Raw genomic sequence first — 18,771 nt, 5'->3', positions numbered from 1 at the left:
ATAATCGTTTTTTTTGAAATCAATAAATTACCAAAAACTGGGGTCCGCTTTATGCTTCCCCCAGGCTAAAACCAAACCTTACAATATTATTTTTTTAATTTTCTTAGAACTTCTTCTGCAGCCGTTTGCGTTTTAGCAATTTCACTTTTTCCATGGGCACTGGAAACAAATCCAGCCTCATACATTGAGGGAGCAAAATAAACTCCTCTATCTAACATCCCATGATAGAACTGTTTAAATAAACCCTCGTCAGAGGCAGCAACATCCGCATAGTCCGCAATGGATTTTTTTTCTGTAAAACAAAAACCAAACATACCACCTAATGAAGCGGTAAAAAATGGGATACCTAACAGTTCAGCAACATAAGCTAAAGCTTGGGTTAGACTTTGTGTTGTTTCACTCAGTTGGTTAAAAAACTCTGGTTTTTCAATTTCGGATAAAGTTGCAAGGCCTGCTGCCATAGCTAATGGATTACCTGAAAGCGTTCCTGCTTGATAAACTGGTCCTTCTGGCGCTAGAAAAGACATAATTTCCGCCTTACCACCTAAAGCACCTACAGGCATGCCTCCTCCAATAACTTTACCCAAAGTAGTAATATCTGGGGTGATGCCAAATACGCCTTGAGCTCCTGTTAGTCCCACTCTAAAACCAGTCATCACTTCATCAAATATTAATAAAGCATTGTATTGATCGCATAATTGACGCAATCCCTTTAAAAACTCTGGTTCAGGTAAAACAAACCCCATGTTTCCCGCTACAGGTTCCAATATTACTGCAGCAATATCATCTGGAAATTTTTCAAACAATTGTGCCGTTTGTTCCAAGTTATTAAAATTTGCAGTTAGAGTATGTTCTGTAACACTCTGGGGAATTCCAGGTGTAGAAGGAATGCCTAACGTAAGTAAACCAGAACCTGCTTTCACAAGTAAACTATCACTGTGTCCATGATAACAGCCATTAAATTTAACAAATTTGTTTTTTTGGGTTACGCCGCGAGCTAATCTGATAGCTGTCATTGTTGCTTCAGTACCTGAATTAACCATCCTTACTTTTTCAATCGAGGGAATTAAAGAGATTATTTTATCAGCCAATTGTATTTCAAGTTCTGTAGGGGCTCCAAAGCTCATTCCACTATGTAATACTTTATTTACTGCTTCAATTACAGCAGGATGACAATGTCCAAGGATTAATGGCCCCCAGGAGCCAACATAATCAATGTATTCATTATTATCAACGTCAACAAGATAGGCGCCTTTACCTTGTCTAAAAAAAATCGGATCACCACCCACACCTTTAAATGCCCTTACGGGTGAATTAACACCTCCAGGAATAAGAGCCTGAGCTTGATGAAATAATTCTGCAGAACGAGTCATAAAAAATCTCCATAATTTTGCAGGATTATATTACAGACATTATTAAAAATTGGCAAAAAAAGCAGTTTATCTTTACATCGACTGCTACAATAGCTAAATTACGCTTTTTTAAATGAGTTATTATCATGCAAGAATATAAAAAATATATTTGTGTTATCTGTGGTTTTATTTATGATGAAGCTGAGGGATGGCCGGAGGATGGGATTGAACCTGGTACGCGTTGGGAAGACGTGCCAGAAAACTGGTTTTGCCCAGATTGTGGCGCTGGTAAAGAAGATTTTGATATGGTGGAAATAGAATAAGATCTCAGTTCACACCTTAATAAGTATGTAGCATGGATGAAGCGAAGAGGACTCGGGGTTCTTACCGTAAGTACTTCTACTCTCTGGTTCACCAGGCTACAGAACTAGGGTTTCACTACCACTAAGATCACAATACCAATCAGTAGAAGAGTTGGAAATTCATTATAAATACGAAAAAAACGCGAATTCTTTTGATTTTGATTTCGTGAAAATGCCTTTAAATAATACCCACATAATAGATGATAAACCCACAAAATAATCACCAAGCTTAATTTTGCATGCATCCATCCTACACTCATGTAATAAGAGAGATTATAGCTAAGAAGCCATAATCCAAAGAACGTGGTCAGTATCGCCGCGGGCCACATGATTCCATAATAAAGCCGTCTCTCCATTGTTTTAAAACGAATAAGACTAGGCTCATCTTGGGTATCCGCATTATAAACAAACAGCCTGGGTAAATAAAATAATCCTGCAAACCAAGAAACCATGGCGATAATATGAAATGCTTTAATCCACAACATAATTATTTTCCCGAGCGACTCTGTCGTTTTTTCCGTGAGTGTTTGACTAAATTCAAGGACTCCACTGCCAAAGAGAATCCCATGGCAAAATAAATATATCCTCGAGGAATATGAAAAGAAAAACCATCAGCAACCAGGACCATACCAATTAAGATCAAGTAACTTAAGGCAAGCATTTTGATTGTAGGATGTTCTTTAATAAATGCACTTACAACTTCACTTGCAAAAATCATAATCAGTATGGCGCTACTAATTGCGACAGCCATTACCCAAAAGTGTGAAGTTAAGCCTACTGCAGTTAACACACTATCCAAAGAGAATATAATATCCATTAATGCAATTTGGAAAATAACTGCACGGAATGTTGTTTTAAAACCGCCGGTCTTTTTATCATTAGATTCAAGTTCTTCAGTCACATCCTGGTGAATTTCATCAGTTGCTTTCCAGATTAAAAAAGCACCACCTCCAATGAGAAAGAAATCTCGGGCGGATAACGACATGTTGGCCAGAGTAAGTAATGGTTTAGTTAATTTAATGAGATCCACTGCTAGTGCGAGTATAATTAACCGCATAACCCAAGAAAGCGTTAGTCCCCACCGCCTTGCTTTTTTTCTCTGTTGTGGCGGTAACTTTTCTGACAAAATAGATAAAATTACTAGATTATCAATTCCCAAAACTATTTCTAATATAATTAAGACAATTAAGCCTACAGTAATATCAATAAAATCCATCAAATCCCCAGATGTCAGAAATTGAAAAACTATATGATATACTCTTATTCTGAGATTCACCTATACCTTTCTTTAAAATATCCCGCATAAATTTTATTGAAAGATCAAGGTTTGTAAGGGTAAAAGATTCACTTTATTCTTTTGCTTCGATATAATATAAGTGTTTCATTAATCTTGTGAGATACAAAGATCATCAAATTTATTAAAAAGCTATTAAAGAGAAACAGAGCTCATGTGGCCCCTGTTGCCTCAACTTATATCATCCCAAGGAATAAACATTCCATATCTAAGGCGGACATTAGTAGCAATGCGCTCAAAGTGCTTAACCGTCTAATTGGTGCTGGTTTTCAAGCTTACATTGTTGGAGGCAGTGTCAGGGATTTATTACTGCATAAGGCTCCCAAAGACTTCGATGTTGCAACCAATGCAACACCCAATCAAGTAAAGAGTCTGTTTCGTAACGGACGGATAATTGGACGTCGATTCAAGCTGGTACATATACTATTCCACCGGGAAATCATTGAGGTTGCTACGTTCCGGAGTCATGTAGCGGAGGATGAAAGTCAACAAACAAATGAACGTGGTATGTTAGTGCGTGATAATGCTTACGGCTCCCTTGATGAAGACGCTTGGCGGCGTGACTTCACAATTAACTCGCTCTACTACAATATCAATGACTCCTCCATTGTAGATTTTACTGGTGGGGTAAAGGATGTTGAAGAAAAGCTTATTCGTATGATTGGGGATCCGACCAAACGTTATCAAGAAGACCCTGTGCGCATGTTGCGCGCCATTCGCTTTAGTGCCAAATTAAATTTCAAACTTGCGCGAGAGACAGAAGCACCTTTTCCCGAGATTAGTCATCTGATTACCCATGTTTCCAGTTCGCGCTTATTTGATGAAATGACGAAATTGTATCAATGCGGTAATGCAGTAGCGGTACAAAGACTACTCATGCAATATGGTTTGTTCCAATATTTATGCCCTCAAACTAATGCTCTATTGAACAGCAGCCATCCAGTAAATGCCTTGCTGGCAATTGCTCTTGAAAACACCGATACTCGTATTCATGAAGACAAACCCGTAACACCAGCATTTTTATTCGCAGTCCTTTTATGGTTCCCCATGATTGAGCGGGCAAAGGAACTACAAAAAACTGGAATAGATCCATTGCCTTCAATCGAAAAAGCAATGTCTCTTGTCATTGCCGAACAAAATCAAATTATTTCAATTCCTAAACGGTACACCCAAATAATTCGTGAGATCTGGTTATTACAGTATCGCTTTGCAAAAAGACTTGGAGGAAGAGCTTTTAATCTTTTACAACATCCACGTTTTCGCGCAGCTTATGATTTTATGGCGTTACGTGCCCTTGCAGGCGATGAGTCTATGGAGCTAGCGCAATGGTGGACAAGCTTTCAGGATGCAGATGAAGCAGAACAATCTGATATGGTGGCTCAACTCACTTCTGATGTGCCTAAGCGTAAGCGCCGTCGCAAACCTAAAAGTAATAAAGTTAGTGATCCACAATGAATGTATGTTATTTGGGTTTGGGCTCGAATCAGCACGTACCTGAACGTCAACTTCGCAAAGCAATTAAATCCATACGGGCATTACCCTCCACTGTGGTTACTAAAATTTCCTCTTTTTATTGGAATAAAGCATGGGGATTGCAAGGTCAACAAGACTTTTGTAATGCGGTGATAGAGCTCTCTACCCTTTTATCTCCGTTACAATTACTTAAAGCATGCCAAAAAATTGAGAAAAAACAAGGTCGAGTTCGAAAAAGACACTGGGGGCCTAGAGTTATTGATATTGATATTCTTTTTTACGAGAATCAATCTATCTATTCAAAGAAACTAATACTTCCCCATCCCCAGATCCAATTTAGAGACTTTGTCTTAATTCCTCTACTGGAAATAAATCCCCATTATAAATTAGGGAAATCTTGACTGGGGAAATTATCTTAAATGCCTCCTGGTTTTTGTGTAAAGAATGCACAGCGACTCATATCAACCGAAATTATTTTAAATTTTATGAAGTAAAATAGGTACTTATATTAAGGAATCTACTATTATTTACAATAATAAATTTAATTGTGAGGTTGCTATGTATAAGAATATTTTATTTGCTACGGATTTGCTCAAGGAACATAATCATCTCACAGAAAAAGCAATCGCTATTGCAAAACAATTTACCTCTACATTGTATCTGTTACATGTGATTGAACTACCTGCTAGTTTTCAATTAGCACAAGGACTTGGTTTTACAGAATTAGCCAACCCAGCCAAAGATGACGCACAAACTGTATTAACTCTACTAGGGGAAAATTTTAACATTCCGCGCGAACATCAATTTGTCGAGGTAGGCTCAGTAAAAGAGCATATTTTTAATAAAGTAAAAGAACTAGATTGTCAGCTTATTATTATTGGCAGTCATTCATCTATTGGTTTGCATTCATTTTTGGGTAGCACAGCACATGCGACAGTGAATCATGCTCCATGTGATGTATTAACCTTACGACTTTAAAATTAATTTTTTAACGACACTGTTATTAAAGGATTAATATGCAATTTAAATTTCTTGCTGCTTCTGGAACTGTAATAGACTCTAGAGATCTTTTGTCGCCTAATAAGATTAGGCTCATTGATTGATCAAGACGAAAAGCATTGTCCATCAACACATAGATACACCATGAATCAGAAGCCGCTTTATCCTTTAACTTAAAAATTGGAATACAACTTGAGTGGTGCTGTGCAATTCCTGGATAGGGACAGAAGAACAATTATGAGTAAAAGACACACAACCTTGACGCTAAAATATTTGGGCATTAATTCCCATAAAGAACCTGTTATTTATATGCGTGAAGATTGTTATATTTGTAAATCTGAAGGATTTACTGCTCAAGCTCGTGTTCAGGTACTACTTAATGAGCGCTCTATTGTGGCTACATTAAATACCGTCGAGACCAATTTATTAAGACACAATGAGGCAGGGCTTTCTAATTATGCTTGGGAGCTGCTCGCAGCAAAAGAAGGCGATGAAATTACAGTAGCTCACCCACAACAATTGGACTCCCTCAGTTACATCCGATCAAAAATTTATGGAAATGAGCTCACCGCAGAACAAACAACCCATATCATAAGAGATATTGTATCCGGGCAACTCTCTGATATTAATATTGCAATGTATCTCGCTGCTAGTGGTGGAGATAGACTGTCTAAAAAAGAAGTTATTGATTTAACCCGTGCGATGATTAGTTCTGGCAAACAATTATCATGGGATCTCCCTTTTATTGTTGATAAGCATTCGGTAGGAGGCTTACCAGGAAATCGAACAACCCCTATTGTCGTTGCAATTGTTGCTGCGTTCGGTTTAGTTATCCCTAAAACATCTTCTCGTGCCATAACATCACCCGCAGGAACAGCAGATACGATGGAAGTATTTACTAATGTTGATCTGAACATTGCTGAAATGAAAAAAGTTGTTGAACAAGAAAATGGTTGCCTCGTTTGGGGGGGCTCTATGGCTTTAAGTCCAGCCGATGACTTACTTATCCGAATTGAGAGAACTGCAAATATCGATAGTGAAGGACAAATGGTCGCTTCAATTTTATCAAAAAAAATTGCTGCAGGTTCAAATCATCTTGTCATTGATATGCCTATAGGAACTACAGCCAAAGTTCGTTCCATTGAACGAGCCAATTCATTAAAAAAACTATTAAAATTGGTTGCAGACGAGTTTAATATCAGTATAAAAGTAATATTTAGTGATGGCTCACAACCAATCGGCCGGGGAATTGGGCCTGTACTTGAGGCATTTGATGTATTAGCCGTTTTAAATTGCGATAAACATGCGCCCCAAGATTTACGTGAGCATGCTTTAACATTAGCGTCTCATATCATAGAATTTTCCCCTCAAGTACTACCAGGCCAAGGATTGAGCATTGCTACTCATATTCTTGATAATAGAAAAGCATTAGCTAAATTCGAAGCAATTTGCAAAGCCCAAGGCGGCTTACGTGAGATTAAAAAAGCACCCATTGTGCATACTGTAGAGTCAAAACTATCAGGGACTATTATTAATATTGATAACCGGCATATTTCCCAATTGGCTAAGTTGGCAGGAGCACCACGCTCAAAAGCGGCGGGAGTGGAATTATTAACGCCACTCAACTCCATAGTCAAAAAATCTCAACCTCTTTTTAGAATTCATGCAGAAAACCGAGGGGAGCTCAATTATGCCCTTGATTTTCTGAAACAGGGTCATGAGGTCTTTCAAATTGAGGCGAGTATATGAAAAAACCCATTATTTTTTCATTATTTGGACACAATGAACTTACAACTACGATTCAAAAAAAATGTCAGTATGAACTTGGTAAAATGAGCTTTCATCAATTTCCTGATCAAGAAACTCTGGTGAAAATTGAATCTGTTGTATCGAAGCGTATTGTTATATTTGTTGCCAATTTAGTCCATCCCAACCCGAAAATCCTACCCCTTTTATTCGCTGCACAAACAGCAAGATCCTTAGACGCGGCTCAAGTTGTGTTAGTAACTCCATATCTTACTTATATGCGTCAAGATAAAGTATTTGAATCAGGTCAAGGTATTACATCTGCTTATTTTGCACAATTGGTTTCTTCTTATTTTGATGGCTTAATTACAATCGATCCACATCTTCATCGCTGGTCAGATTTAAGCGAGATTTATAAGATACCTACTAAAGTGCTTCATGCGACAAATGAGATTGCATCTTGGATTGCTCAACATGTATCCAATCCTCTCCTTATTGGGCCCGACTCAGAAAGTGCGCAATGGGTTGAAAACATTGCTCACAAGTCTTCTGCACCATTCACTATTTTAGAAAAAATCAGAAAAAGCGATACACAAGTTGAGATTTCCATTCCGGGAATAAAACAATACTTGGATGCTACTCCAATTCTTATTGATGATATTATATCGACTGGAATGACTATGATGGAAACATTAAATCATTTAAGTTCATTAAATACGAAACCCGCTGTTTGCGTTGGTGTCCATGGCGTTTTCGCAGGAAATGCCTATCAAAAACTTTTACTCTCTCATGCCGCAAAGATTATTACTTGCAATACAATCCCTCACAACTCTAATAATATCGACCTCAGCCAGAATATCGTTGATTTTTTACTTGGGTGGGATGTCTTAAATGGATAAAATTATCTTATCCTTTTTACCTATCTATATTAGAGAACCTATCATTTGTCCTCCAAACACAAATAAACCTATTTCTTTTTGCTTTTAGCTTTCTTTTTAATGTGACTCATTAATCTTCTTTTCTTATTTACTTGTCGTTGTGATAATTTAACCTTTTTATCTGCAAATGGATTTGTTCCACCTTTAAATTCCAATTTTAACGGAGTGCCGATTAGTCCTAAATGCTTAATAAATTCATTATTTAGGTACCGTTTATAACTTTCAGGAAGATCCGCTAATTGATTCCCATGGATTACTATTACGGGCGGGTTGTGGCCACCAAGATGAGCATACCTTAATTTTATCCTACGTCCATTGACACAGGGGGGTGTATGCTTCGTGCTAATATCTTGAAGCAAACGAGTTAATCGGGGCGTAGAAAAAGATTGGACAGCTGAAGTATACGCTTCATTTATATCCTTAAATAAACCACCTACCCCACTGCCATGTAAAGCCGATATAAATCTAATTTTTGCAAAATTTGCGAAGTGCAATCTTCTAGATAATTCGCTTTTCACATGTTCTTTATGCTCTTCATCCAAACCGTCCCACTTATTCACCGCAATAACTAATGCTTTACCCGATTCAATAATAAAACCGAGCAAATTCATGTCTTGATCAGTAATCCCTTCCTTAGCATCCAGAACTTGCAGACACACATTGGATTTTTGGATGGCCTGTAATGTCTTAATCACAGAGAATTTTTCTATTTTTTCATCAATACGAGATTTTCTCCGTACGCCTGCCGTATCAATCAGGACATAGTTTTGGTCATCTCTAACAAAAGGAATGGAAATACTATCTCTGGTTGTACCTGGCATATCATAAACAACAACCCGCTCTTCACCCAGAATCCGATTTATCAAAGTTGATTTGCCAACATTTGGGCGACCAGCAAAAGCAATTTTAATTGCCTTATCTTCCTCACTCTCATCAATATGAGTTGCAAATGGTGATAAAACTTCTTCAAGTAGGGTTCCAATGCCACTACCATGGGAAGATGAAATTGAATGAACATCCGCAATACCTAAAGAATGGAAATCGGCACAAACAACATCATCATCTAGGCCTTCTGTTTTATTTACAACAAGATGAACTTTTTTATTTAATTTACGTAAATTATTGGCAATTTTTTCATCAATTCCAGTCAAGCCAGCTCTTCCATCCACCAAAAAAAGAACGATATCAGCTTCATTGAGCGCGATTTCTGATTGTTTGGACATTAAATTATCAACAGCAATATCGTCAACACCGATACCACCGGTGTCAACAACGATATAGTGTTTATCATCATAAATGGCTTGACCGTACTGTCTGTCACGAGTTAAGCCAGGAAAATCAGCAACTAGGGCATCTTGTGTCTTAGTCAGCCTATTAAATAATGTAGACTTACCAACATTAGGACGTCCAACAAGTGCTATCACAGGGATCATTTATTAACTCACAGATAATTGATTTAACATTCCATTGTCTGTTAATACATATAATTTTTCTCCGATTACGCTTGGGGAAATACTCACACCACTTGAAACTTTTGAGCGGGCTATAATTTCACCCGTTTGGGTATCAATAAAGTGTAAATAACCCGTTTTGTCACCTACTACTAAATCATTTTTGATCAAAGCAGGCTCAGTTAGTACTCTTGCCTTTAATCCAGTTTGTTTCCAATTAACTTGTCCACTACGTTTATCAATAGACCAAACGACATCATGGCTGTCTGTGATAAATAAGGTGTTACCACTTAGAATCATATTCTTGTATACAGAACCGGGTTTTCTCCAAATAAACTGCCCATCAGATAAAGATAATGCACCAATATAACCCTGATAACTGGCAAGATAAACCACATTATTTTCCACAATGGGATCGGCATCAATATCAACTAATCGCTCTACATCGCTGGGTCCTGAGGCGTAAGCAATACTTCGTTGCCACATGACACGCCCTGTTTTCAAATCTAAAGCATCAAGTTTCCCATCAGAAAAACCTATCAATACTAAATTTCCCATAGCAACAGGCGATGAACTTGCCTTGAGGATTAAACTAGGAGAACCATGTTCTGCCATCCATATTTGTTTTCCATCAGCTGCATTAAAGGCATACACTCTACCGTCGATGGTCTTAACAATTACCTTTCCGCCTAAAACAGCTGGTGGTGATAGAATTTCACCCGTAACCTTTGTTTGCCATAATTTGTTACCATTATTCTCATTTAATACTACTAATGAAGAATTATTAGTACCTACTGCAACATATCCACTGGCTACTGCTGGTCCACTAACCAAACCATGCTTAAGCGCAGTAGACCATTTCATATTACCATTATTCTTGCTAATAGCTTGAACTAATCCACTCGCATCAGCGGTATAAATAATCCCATTTTTAACTACTGGCTTAAGTCTTAAATATTCTTTATTTTTTGATGACTTGCCAGCAGCTACTGTCCAGTTTTGGTCTACTTTAACTTTGTCTTTAATTTGCTTAAGTTCTTTAGGTTTGGGCGTGTTGTCTTTCCCTAACATGTAATCATCAAGTTTTGAACACCCTTGAATTATGGTACAAAGAATTAAAATAAATAATTTCATTTTCATGAAAATTGGACCTCAATTTTTACAAAACAGCTCAATAAAAGCATTCACTCAGTTTTAGCTCAATAGAAAAAATCTCAAAACAGGTGTTAAGCCTATTAAGCTAATAACAAAGAGGTTATGCAGACTCTATTTTTTTATCTCCAGAAATAACTGAATGAGATTTGCTCGCTATCGCATTAGTTTTCATTTCTAAAAATAAATTCCCCATTCCATTACTTTTTACTTCATCCAAGGCTTGCTTATAAGAGTTCATGGCCTCTTTATATTGGCCGGTGGCTCCATAAATATCACCTTTTAATTCATTAATGACCGGTAAATAAGTATTATCTTCAACATTGCTCAATTCCTTAAGAGCATTTGTGTACGATTTTTCTGCTGCGAAGATACGTGCAATACGAATTTTAGCTATTTGCTTCAGAGTTGACATTTTACTGTTTGCAGCAACGGCCTGTAATTCTTCAGTAGCTTTATCCAATTTATTTTTTGATACATAAATTTTTGCAAGTGTCATATGTGCAGCATCGGCATAAACGGTACGACCGTGCTCGTGAATTAACTCATTAGCATAGGCTCTTACTGCTTTAATATTTTGATTAGAGAGAGCGACCATCATTTGCTCATAGGCAACTGAAGCCTGTTGAGTAAGTTTTTCTTGATGCCAATGCAAATATCGATATCCTGCAATACCAAAGAGCACAAGTGATAATACTATAGTGACAAGATTACCGTATTGTTTCCACCATTTTTTTATCGATTCTAATTGTTCCTCTTCAGTCATATACACTGACATATTATTCTCCTGCACTCACTCTAAATAATCTTTTAAAACCTGATTAAGCATATTTTGATCTACTGTAATTTGCTCAGTCTCATTTCGCAAATCTTTAATACTAATTTGCTTGGTTGCTAACTCATCTTCACCTAAAATTAAAGCTAATCGAGCCCCGCTTTTATCTGCTTTTTTGAATTGACTTTTAAAACTACCACCCGCCGTATTTACTGATACTTCAATTTCTGGATATTTAGTACGTATTGATTCAGAAATTACCAGAGCTTTTACCACAGCATCTTCATTGGTAGCAATAATATACAATGCATTCTTTTTATTATCCTGCTTGAGAACACTCAGAGTTTCCATAAGAAGATATATTCTTTCAATACCTAATGCAAAACCTACTGCTGGTGTTGGATTACCACCTAATTGCTCTACCAGTATATCGTATCGACCTCCAGCACAAACTGTGGCTTGACTTCCTAATTTATCGGTTACCCACTCAAATACTGTATGCCCATAATAATCAAGACCTCTGACCAAAACCGGGTTTACTGTATAGGGTACCTTTAATTGGTCTAAACCATCACAAAAAGACTGAAAATGTTCTCGACTTTGTTCATCCAGAACATCAATTAGTTTAGGTGCATTAGATAATAACTCCTGCATTTCAGGGTTTTTACTATCTAAAATACGCAGTGGATTGCGAGTTAACCTGCGTTTACTGTCCTCATCTAACTGTTGTTCATGATCTGTCAAATACTCAACAAGCACTTTTCTATAGCGCTGACGCTCTGTTAACTCACCTAAGGTATTTATTTGCAACTGTACAGAATCTGCAAAGCCTAACTGTTCCCAGAATTTACGACATATGGAAATTAATTCCAATTCAACCATGGCACCAGGCATACCAAATGCCTCTACACCTAATTGATTGAACTGCCTATATCGTCCTTTCTGTGGCCGTTCATGTCGGAACATGGGACCCATATACCATAATTTTTGCTGTTGATTATGTAGGAGCCCATTTTGCAGACAAGCACGTACACAACCCGCAGTCCCCTCGGGTCTCAAAGTAATGCTATCCCCATTTAAATCATTAAAAGTATACATTTCCTTTTCGACTATATCGGTGACCTCACCTATAGTGCGTTTAAATAACTGAGTGCTTTCAATAAGTGGAAAGCGTATTTCCTGATAGCCATAACTGGATAATACTTTTACAAAAATTTGTTCGATGGAACGCCAAAATGCCGTTGTTTCAGGCAAAATATCATTCATTCCTCGTATTGCTTGGATTCTCTCAGCCACCTATTTTCTCCATAGGAGACATTTCCGGTTTAGGATTTAATAGAGATTGCATTTTTGATATGTCAGTCAGTTTTAATTCGTGGGTCTCTGTTGCTGGTGTTTGGTTTAGAGATAAATCAACAGGAGTACTTTGGGCAGGAAATACCTGTTGAGTATCTCTATTTTTTTGCCACCAAATTCCTACCGCAACCATCACACCTAAAGCAAACAAAATGGTGAACCAACGAATAATATGTTCTGCTTTATGAGACTCACGTTTACTTTGTTGCCATAACAGAGCGCGATCAGATTTTTTCTCAACGACAAACTGCTCATTAAATATCGCCAGATAAGGTTCCGGAGAAGTACCTAATAATTTAGCATAGGCACGCAAATACCCTTTAACAAAAACGGGTTCTGGCAACAAATGAAATTCATTAGTTTCAATTAACTCAATAATACGAGCTCTTAAATGCAATTTATTGGCAACATACTCAATCGTATATCCTTTTTGTTCCCGGATACTTGCAAGTTGTTCGCCTGGATTTTTATGCTCAACTATACTTTCATCCAGTGTGGTTGTTGTATTCATTATTTACTCCACTATTGTCGATATTGGAATTCAAATTATTTATACTTTGCTGATATTCTGCTGCGAGAGTATATTGCCCAACTTTCTCAGAAATCTCCTTGGCCAAAGATAATAGTACTTTGTCATTTAAAATCAAATCAGGGTGCTTTTGTAATAGCGCAAATGCATCTGAGTCTTTTCCGCTTTTAATTTCAAGTTTCAGTAATTCATAAAAAGATGCTTTCCTTGAAGGGTCTTGATTTAATGCTTTTGCAAAATACAGTTTGGCCTTGTCTTCATTAGGAACTGAAAGAGCACAAAGTCCTGCATTTTCATAAGCTCCAGAAGTATGCACATATTTTAAATCATTAGCAGCTTTTAAAAAGTAATTTTCAGCTTTTGTATAATTGCCTTGTCGACATAAAAAGGCTCCATAGTTATTTAGCTGAGCGCCTCCATTTCCCGAAAATGAGATGGCTTTCAAATAGTATTTTTCGGCCTGGTCTAGTTCTTTAGTTTGCTCAAAATAATAAGCCATTGCAGAGTTAACATCGGCTGAAGTTGGTTCTTGCTCTAATGCAGTAAGCATCTTTTTTTTCGCTCTAGGCCTATCCCCTTGTTTTAAATACTCGAGGCCTAGCTGTGCATTATAGGATGCAGCTTTACTGAGATCAGGCTTTTTAAAATTTTGTTTTTCATTTTCTTCATCATGCACACATGCCTGTAAAAACAGCACGGTCATAATAAACAAAAGACAAAACCTTTTTAACACAATATTTCACGCTAAGGTTAGAAATGATTGCGCATTATAACCGCTTATAAATAAATTAAAAATGATTTGTCACAAATAATGATTTTATTGTAGTTTTCAGTGACATAATTAGAGTCGAAGAGTGGTGCCAAACCTGTAAATAAGAGCTATATCTTAACCAGTTTCACCTCTACGCCAGCTACTCTTCTTGTTCTGCAGTGGATTGCTCTTGATCTTTTTTGGATATAAAGTGCAATTTCTGCCATCTTTGAGAGCGACTTGTTCTATCCTTGACTTCACCAGCTAATTGGCCACATGCTGCATCAATATCATCTCCTCGTGTTTTACGGGTAATCGTATTAATACCATGGGCTATTAATTTATCTCTAAATGCATCAATTGCTTCTTGAGGCGAACGCTCATATTGTGTCATCGGAAAAGGATTAAAGGGAATTAAATTGACTTTTGATGGAATATTTCGCAGTAACTTGATCAACTGATTCGCATGTTCAGGTTGATCATTTACCCCCTTGAGCATGACATACTCAAAAGTTACCTTCCTTCGAGGTTCATTTTTAAAGTAGTTTTTACACAAAGCCATCAGCTGTGCTAAAGGATATTTCTTATTTATAGGAACAAGGACATTTCGCAGTTCATCAGTAGGTGCATGTAAGGAAACAGCTAAGGCCACTGGGCTCACTTCTCTTAAACGTTCCAGATCGGGAAGAACACCCGAGGTACTCAAAGTAACACGACGTTTTGATAATCCATAAGCAAAATCATCCATCATAAGATCCATTGCGGACACGACATTATCAAAATTAAGTAAGGGTTCTCCCATGCCCATCATCACCACATTAGTAACCCTTTTATCGTGTGTTCCATGTTGTTGTGATAACTCACGTGCAGCCAACCATACTTGCCCAATAATTTCTCCAGTGGATAAATTACGATTAAAACCCTGTTTTGCAGTAGAACAAAAAGAACAATTTAAAGCGCATCCTACTTGGGAGGAAACACATAAGGTGCCTCGATTGCTTTCGGGGATGAATACAGTCTCGATGCAATTACCGCAGTCCAGCTTTAAAAGCCATTTATGAGTACCATCATTGGATTTTTGGCAGGCGACTATTTCTGGTAATTTAATGTAAGAACGTTGTGCCAATTTTTCTCTCAACGTTTTACTAAGATTGGTCATTTTTGTGAAATCAGTAAAACCTGCCTGGTGAATCCACTGGATTAACTGTTGCGCTCTATAAGGTTGCTCGCCCCAGCTATTGAGTAATTCACGCATTTGTTGGTAGTTGTAATCCAGCAGATTTACTTTCTGTACAGTCATTTTTACTCCAAATTTAATGACCTAAAAAAACGTATTCATGGGCTTCTGTATAGCATAGAGAAACCTGGGAATACTAATCTTTTAAGAACCCGGGTTTCGCTGCGCTTTACCCAGGCTATATGAGGTCATTAAATATCAAAACCTATCTTATCGTACACAAATTTCATGCGGTTCAAAAAAGAACGCAATTTCACGCGCAGCATTTTCAAGACTATCGGAACCATGAACGGCATTGGCATCGATACTGTCAGCGAAATCAGCACGTATAGTACCCGGAGCAGCTTCCTTGGGGTTTGTTGCACCCATGATGTCTCGGTTTTTCATTACTGCATTTTCGCCGTGTAGTGCCTGAACCATTACCGGACCAGAAATCATGAATTCAACTAAATCCTTAAAGAAAGGACGCGCACGATGAATATCATAAAAACTTTCTGCCTGCTCACGAGAAAGTTGCATCATTTTTGCAGCAACTATGTTTAGACCAGCGTTTTCAAAACGGGTATAGATTTGTCCAATAACAGATTTAGCCACTGCATCAGGTTTAATAATTGACAATGTTGTTTCTTTTGTCATCACGCACTCCATAGGGGGTTAGTTAAAGTGCATTATTATACACGAAATCTAAGCTAGATGGCTAATATAAATTCTTTTAAAGTCATAGTCATCATTCATCAAGCAAAACTAGATACATACTTTTCATTAACCTTACCCAATTGCACCAATCGTTTTATCAAAATATAAAGGTTCTCTATTAATAGCATCTTGTTCTGGGTCAATTTTATATTCAGGTAATGATTTCATTAAATCAATCACCCGTAGAATCGTTTCATAAAAAAGAGTTCGGTACGAATTAGCAGCTTGTCCTATCTCTTCAGTTTGCGCAAGAAAATCACTGATTTGTTCATCAAAATCCATATCAATGAGCACAACTTCGGACAATATCATTGCCATTTTTCTCTCTAAATCCTCAGTAAGCGAAGTCTTGAGAACTTCATTTATTTTCTCTATAAAAAGATATTGGTTGTTTTGAACATCTAAGATATTGCAATAGATTAGCGCATGATTTATTGCCTGCCGTATTTTACTTTTTTTCTCTGAAATACCCATACTTTTAAGTAGGCCTATCAATGAAGCAATTGCCTTTTCTATTTCAGTATTAAAGATTTGAGTTACTCTTATCAACGCTGCTTGACTGTTAGCAATCAACCAATCATGTTGTCCCTGCACATTATGAAACTCATCTCCAAGATTAACTAGTTGCTGACGTTCATTTTCTAGTTCCTCACGAGTTGAAGCTCCCTGTGCCTCTTCACCTTTAGAGTTCTCTCCAGATAATAAATAATCAATAAATAATTTTTGTGTATAAACATGATAATCATTCGCTTGTTGTAGGATGATTCCATTCAGTACACTTTTTAGTGGAACACGTAACAACCGATGATAAAAACTATATGGACTTTTAATTGCTTCTACTAATTCACTTTGTGCTAAATTGACTTTGTATGTACCCAATATACGCTCGGCTGTGATTACTCCGTATGTTGAAAACCAGTGACTTAATTCATTATCAGATTCTTCCCCGTTCATTTTTCATCCAATTTAAATTTCAAAATATTAAGCGTATTTACAATTCCCTAGATTAATCTAATTATCTGATTTACACCTCATCAAACCGTAGGATACATGTGCATCGAGCGCAGGTAATCAAAGCTTCAAAGGCCAAAATAGTAGAATTGTAAAAAGGTCCTATGATATAAGACAGTTTATTCGATAAGTATAGTGTATTTCGCAGATGTTAAAACGATTAGATACTGATTTACAATTGTTAAATGACTTTCTTCAAGTAAAAACTCCGCAAATATGGTTAGATTATGCTGCAGACCATATACCTTTGTTATTAATTGACCATGCTCATTGTGAACGGAAGGCAGCTGCCACTGCAATTAATTTTATGAGCAAATACCCAGAGAAAAAAGAACTGGTGGAAATAATGTCTCCATTGGCTCGTGAAGAACTACTCCATTTTGAGAAGGTCATTAATATAATGGCGAACAAAGGGATTCAATTTTGCCCCCTACAACCATCAGGGTATGCAACTCAGATGCATAAGCAGGTTTCGAGCAGAAATGTCCTTCAACGTTTATGTGATCAGTTGATTATTGGTGCCATTATCGAAGCCCGTTCTTGTGAACGTTTCCACGCCATGATCCCCTTTCTCGAAGATCAGGATTTGGTGAAGTTTTATGGTACTTTAATTAAATCAGAAGCGCGTCATTTTGAGGATTATCTTCGACTGGCGAAATTATATGGTGGAGATATAGAGCAACGTTTGAAGTTTTTTTTATCTATAGAAAATGATTTTATTTTGGCTTCTGATACGGTATTTCGCTTTCATAGCGGAATACCGCAAATTTGATAAGTATCAATTCATCCATTATGGAGGGGTAGGAGTAGAATGTACTTCTTTTTGTTCCTCATATTTCAAGTTGGCATTATCTTTTAGGAACTTAGCTAAACTTGTTTGGGGATTCGCATTCAATCTTTTGAACGTATCTTCATCCAATATAGCACCGCTCCCAAAGTGCTGGTATTCACCTGGTTTATTTGAAGGGATATAATCATTTTCAGCTAACCAAAGAGTAATCATTGTTCTAAACGCTTTATTTGCTTGATTTTCCGGTTCCTGTGGTTTACCTGGCTTTTGTGGTTTATTGATTTGAATACCATGATTATATGTCAAATCGGCTATCTCAACTTTTCCATCTTTAAAGGTAACTTTATGTTCTAATGTAGGTAACTGAAGATCACCATCCCCTTTTATTTTATGGACGAGTTTACCTTTGAGAGGAATATAAAGTGACTCTTTCATTTTAAGTGGCGCACCAACATATGGTATATTCTTAGTTAAGTCCCATGCTTCACCTGCAACTTGATCTGCTGAGATATTGTGTGTTTTATTCATTTTTCCAAATAAATTCAACAAGGACATCATATTGGATCGCCAATCATTATAAGCATTTTGTTCAGCATTAATGACTGAATCAGCTAGTTCATTTAATTCCTCATCATAAGTTGTTTCTTTACCGGTTCTCTCGTTTGTTTTTTTATGTTTATTTCTCAGCTCATCCATCGATTTGGCGTATCTCATCTGCTCTTCTTTACGTTTCTCAGCAATATAAGCATCCAAATCTTCCTTATTTTTTTTCTCTCGAAGTTCAGCCATCCCTTTTGAGGAAAGTTCATTGAATTCCTTTAATTTTTTATCCATTTCGTCTTTACTATAAGCCGCCATA

Annotated in this window: 20 protein-coding genes; 7 read left to right on the top strand and 13 right to left on the bottom strand. The window is 37.1% G+C overall.

Features of this window, described 5'->3' with window-relative positions; translation table 11 throughout:
* Positions 1–86: 86 nt before the first annotated feature.
* Positions 87–1,373, bottom strand: coding sequence for a glutamate-1-semialdehyde 2,1-aminomutase (gene hemL / locus HBNCFIEN_RS08025; protein WP_182390599.1), 1,287 nt, complete (start codon positions 1,371–1,373; stop codon positions 87–89).
* A 125-nt stretch (positions 1,374–1,498) separates the two neighbouring features.
* On the opposite strand from hemL, the gene HBNCFIEN_RS08020 reads away from it, so the two are divergent.
* Positions 1,499–1,675, top strand: coding sequence for a rubredoxin (locus tag HBNCFIEN_RS08020; protein ID WP_182390598.1), 177 nt, complete (start codon positions 1,499–1,501; stop codon positions 1,673–1,675).
* 104 nt (positions 1,676–1,779) lie between these two features.
* On the opposite strand, the gene hemJ is transcribed toward HBNCFIEN_RS08020, so the two are convergent.
* A complete protein-coding gene (gene hemJ, locus HBNCFIEN_RS08015) occupies positions 1,780–2,199 on the bottom strand; it encodes a protoporphyrinogen oxidase HemJ (protein ID WP_182390597.1) in 420 nt (139 codons plus the stop codon).
* 2 nt (positions 2,200–2,201) lie between these two features.
* On the bottom strand, positions 2,202–2,930 hold the full coding sequence (locus HBNCFIEN_RS08010; protein WP_182390596.1) for a TerC family protein: 729 nt from the start codon (positions 2,928–2,930) through the stop codon (positions 2,202–2,204).
* Between the two features lie 234 nt (positions 2,931–3,164).
* Between HBNCFIEN_RS08010 and pcnB the strand changes: the two genes are divergently transcribed.
* From pcnB to HBNCFIEN_RS07985, 5 genes are all read left to right on the top strand, one after another.
* A complete protein-coding gene (gene pcnB / locus HBNCFIEN_RS08005; protein ID WP_182393562.1) occupies positions 3,165–4,463 on the top strand; it encodes a polynucleotide adenylyltransferase PcnB in 1,299 nt (432 codons plus the stop codon).
* Complete coding sequence (gene folK, locus HBNCFIEN_RS08000) at positions 4,460–4,882, top strand: 2-amino-4-hydroxy-6-hydroxymethyldihydropteridine diphosphokinase (protein WP_182393561.1); 423 nt, start codon at positions 4,460–4,462, stop codon at positions 4,880–4,882. The genes pcnB and folK overlap by 4 nt, the downstream gene beginning before the upstream one ends.
* Positions 4,883–5,039: 157 nt before the next feature.
* Entirely contained in the window at positions 5,040–5,459 is a 420-nt protein-coding gene (locus tag HBNCFIEN_RS07995) for a universal stress protein (RefSeq protein WP_182393560.1), read from the top strand.
* 258 nt (positions 5,460–5,717) lie between these two features.
* Positions 5,718–7,229, top strand: a complete 1,512-nt coding sequence (locus tag HBNCFIEN_RS07990; RefSeq protein ID WP_182393559.1) for a thymidine phosphorylase family protein — start codon at positions 5,718–5,720, stop codon at positions 7,227–7,229.
* A complete protein-coding gene (locus HBNCFIEN_RS07985) occupies positions 7,226–8,125 on the top strand; it encodes a ribose-phosphate diphosphokinase (RefSeq protein ID WP_182393558.1) in 900 nt (299 codons plus the stop codon). Before HBNCFIEN_RS07990 ends, HBNCFIEN_RS07985 begins: the two co-directional genes overlap by 4 nt.
* Positions 8,126–8,193: 68 nt before the next feature.
* On the opposite strand, the gene der is transcribed toward HBNCFIEN_RS07985, so the two are convergent.
* The 9 genes from der to HBNCFIEN_RS07940 form a co-directional block, all read right to left on the bottom strand.
* Positions 8,194–9,597 carry a ribosome biogenesis GTPase Der gene (der, locus tag HBNCFIEN_RS07980; protein WP_182393557.1) on the bottom strand — a complete coding sequence of 468 codons (1,404 nt, stop codon included), beginning with the start codon at positions 9,595–9,597 and terminating at the stop codon, positions 8,194–8,196.
* A gap of 3 nt (positions 9,598–9,600) precedes the next feature.
* On the bottom strand, positions 9,601–10,755 hold the full coding sequence (gene bamB / locus HBNCFIEN_RS07975) for an outer membrane protein assembly factor BamB (protein WP_182393556.1): 1,155 nt from the start codon (positions 10,753–10,755) through the stop codon (positions 9,601–9,603).
* A 115-nt stretch (positions 10,756–10,870) separates the two neighbouring features.
* Positions 10,871–11,545 carry a tetratricopeptide repeat protein gene (locus HBNCFIEN_RS07970; protein ID WP_182393555.1) on the bottom strand — a complete coding sequence of 225 codons (675 nt, stop codon included), beginning with the start codon at positions 11,543–11,545 and terminating at the stop codon, positions 10,871–10,873.
* A gap of 15 nt (positions 11,546–11,560) precedes the next feature.
* Positions 11,561–12,808: a histidine--tRNA ligase gene (gene hisS / locus HBNCFIEN_RS07965; protein ID WP_220471022.1), complete on the bottom strand. Its 1,248-nt coding sequence runs from the start codon at positions 12,806–12,808 to the stop codon at positions 11,561–11,563.
* Between the two features lie 22 nt (positions 12,809–12,830).
* Positions 12,831–13,409 carry a helix-turn-helix domain-containing protein gene (locus HBNCFIEN_RS07960; RefSeq protein ID WP_182393553.1) on the bottom strand — a complete coding sequence of 193 codons (579 nt, stop codon included), beginning with the start codon at positions 13,407–13,409 and terminating at the stop codon, positions 12,831–12,833.
* On the bottom strand, positions 13,384–14,130 hold the full coding sequence (pilW, locus tag HBNCFIEN_RS07955) for a type IV pilus biogenesis/stability protein PilW (RefSeq protein ID WP_182393647.1): 747 nt from the start codon (positions 14,128–14,130) through the stop codon (positions 13,384–13,386). The genes HBNCFIEN_RS07960 and pilW overlap by 26 nt, the downstream gene beginning before the upstream one ends.
* Before the next feature lie 208 nt (positions 14,131–14,338).
* Complete coding sequence (gene rlmN, locus HBNCFIEN_RS07950; RefSeq protein WP_182393552.1) at positions 14,339–15,478, bottom strand: 23S rRNA (adenine(2503)-C(2))-methyltransferase RlmN; 1,140 nt, start codon at positions 15,476–15,478, stop codon at positions 14,339–14,341.
* A gap of 147 nt (positions 15,479–15,625) precedes the next feature.
* Positions 15,626–16,051, bottom strand: a complete 426-nt coding sequence (ndk, locus tag HBNCFIEN_RS07945) for a nucleoside-diphosphate kinase (protein ID WP_182393551.1) — start codon at positions 16,049–16,051, stop codon at positions 15,626–15,628.
* A 132-nt stretch (positions 16,052–16,183) separates the two neighbouring features.
* Positions 16,184–17,065, bottom strand: a complete 882-nt coding sequence (locus tag HBNCFIEN_RS07940) for a hypothetical protein (RefSeq protein WP_182393550.1) — start codon at positions 17,063–17,065, stop codon at positions 16,184–16,186.
* A gap of 205 nt (positions 17,066–17,270) precedes the next feature.
* Here HBNCFIEN_RS07940 and HBNCFIEN_RS07935 point away from each other — a divergent pair, with 205 nt between their 5' ends.
* Complete coding sequence (locus HBNCFIEN_RS07935) at positions 17,271–17,894, top strand: tRNA-(ms[2]io[6]A)-hydroxylase (protein WP_182393549.1); 624 nt, start codon at positions 17,271–17,273, stop codon at positions 17,892–17,894.
* An 18-nt stretch (positions 17,895–17,912) separates the two neighbouring features.
* Here the strand turns inward: HBNCFIEN_RS07935 and HBNCFIEN_RS07930 are convergent, their stop codons facing one another.
* Complete coding sequence (locus HBNCFIEN_RS07930) at positions 17,913–18,770, bottom strand: hypothetical protein (RefSeq protein ID WP_182393548.1); 858 nt, start codon at positions 18,768–18,770, stop codon at positions 17,913–17,915.
* Position 18,771 lies beyond the last annotated feature (1 nt).

It is taken from the genome of Legionella sp. PC997 (assembly GCF_014109825.1).
Taxonomy (GTDB): Bacteria; Pseudomonadota; Gammaproteobacteria; order Legionellales; family Legionellaceae; genus Legionella.
This window is presented reverse-complemented; position numbering and strand designations above follow the sequence as displayed.

Excerpts from the sequence above, each read along its gene's own strand:
- hemL (WP_182390599.1), bottom strand. The coding sequence starts at position 1,373 with ATGACTCGTTCTGCAGAATTATTTCATCAAGCTCAGGCTCTTATTCCT.
- HBNCFIEN_RS08020 (WP_182390598.1), top strand. The coding sequence starts at position 1,499 with ATGCAAGAATATAAAAAATATATTTGTGTTATCTGTGGTTTTATTTAT.
- hemJ (WP_182390597.1), bottom strand. The coding sequence starts at position 2,199 with ATGTTGTGGATTAAAGCATTTCATATTATCGCCATGGTTTCTTGGTTT.
- HBNCFIEN_RS08010 (WP_182390596.1), bottom strand. The coding sequence starts at position 2,930 with ATGGATTTTATTGATATTACTGTAGGCTTAATTGTCTTAATTATATTA.
- folK (WP_182393561.1), top strand. The coding sequence starts at position 4,460 with ATGAATGTATGTTATTTGGGTTTGGGCTCGAATCAGCACGTACCTGAA.
- HBNCFIEN_RS07995 (WP_182393560.1), top strand. The coding sequence starts at position 5,040 with ATGTATAAGAATATTTTATTTGCTACGGATTTGCTCAAGGAACATAAT.
- HBNCFIEN_RS07990 (WP_182393559.1), top strand. The coding sequence starts at position 5,718 with ATGAGTAAAAGACACACAACCTTGACGCTAAAATATTTGGGCATTAAT.
- HBNCFIEN_RS07985 (WP_182393558.1), top strand. The coding sequence starts at position 7,226 with ATGAAAAAACCCATTATTTTTTCATTATTTGGACACAATGAACTTACA.
- der (WP_182393557.1), bottom strand. The coding sequence starts at position 9,597 with ATGATCCCTGTGATAGCACTTGTTGGACGTCCTAATGTTGGTAAGTCT.
- bamB (WP_182393556.1), bottom strand. The coding sequence starts at position 10,755 with ATGAAAATGAAATTATTTATTTTAATTCTTTGTACCATAATTCAAGGG.
- HBNCFIEN_RS07970 (WP_182393555.1), bottom strand. The coding sequence starts at position 11,545 with ATGTCAGTGTATATGACTGAAGAGGAACAATTAGAATCGATAAAAAAA.
- hisS (WP_220471022.1), bottom strand. The coding sequence starts at position 12,808 with ATGAATGATATTTTGCCTGAAACAACGGCATTTTGGCGTTCCATCGAA.
- HBNCFIEN_RS07960 (WP_182393553.1), bottom strand. The coding sequence starts at position 13,409 with ATGAATACAACAACCACACTGGATGAAAGTATAGTTGAGCATAAAAAT.
- pilW (WP_182393647.1), bottom strand. The coding sequence starts at position 14,130 with ATGACCGTGCTGTTTTTACAGGCATGTGTGCATGATGAAGAAAATGAA.
- rlmN (WP_182393552.1), bottom strand. The coding sequence starts at position 15,478 with ATGACTGTACAGAAAGTAAATCTGCTGGATTACAACTACCAACAAATG.
- ndk (WP_182393551.1), bottom strand. The coding sequence starts at position 16,051 with ATGACAAAAGAAACAACATTGTCAATTATTAAACCTGATGCAGTGGCT.
- HBNCFIEN_RS07940 (WP_182393550.1), bottom strand. The coding sequence starts at position 17,065 with ATGAACGGGGAAGAATCTGATAATGAATTAAGTCACTGGTTTTCAACA.
- HBNCFIEN_RS07935 (WP_182393549.1), top strand. The coding sequence starts at position 17,271 with ATGTTAAAACGATTAGATACTGATTTACAATTGTTAAATGACTTTCTT.
- HBNCFIEN_RS07930 (WP_182393548.1), bottom strand. The coding sequence starts at position 18,770 with ATGGCGGCTTATAGTAAAGACGAAATGGATAAAAAATTAAAGGAATTC.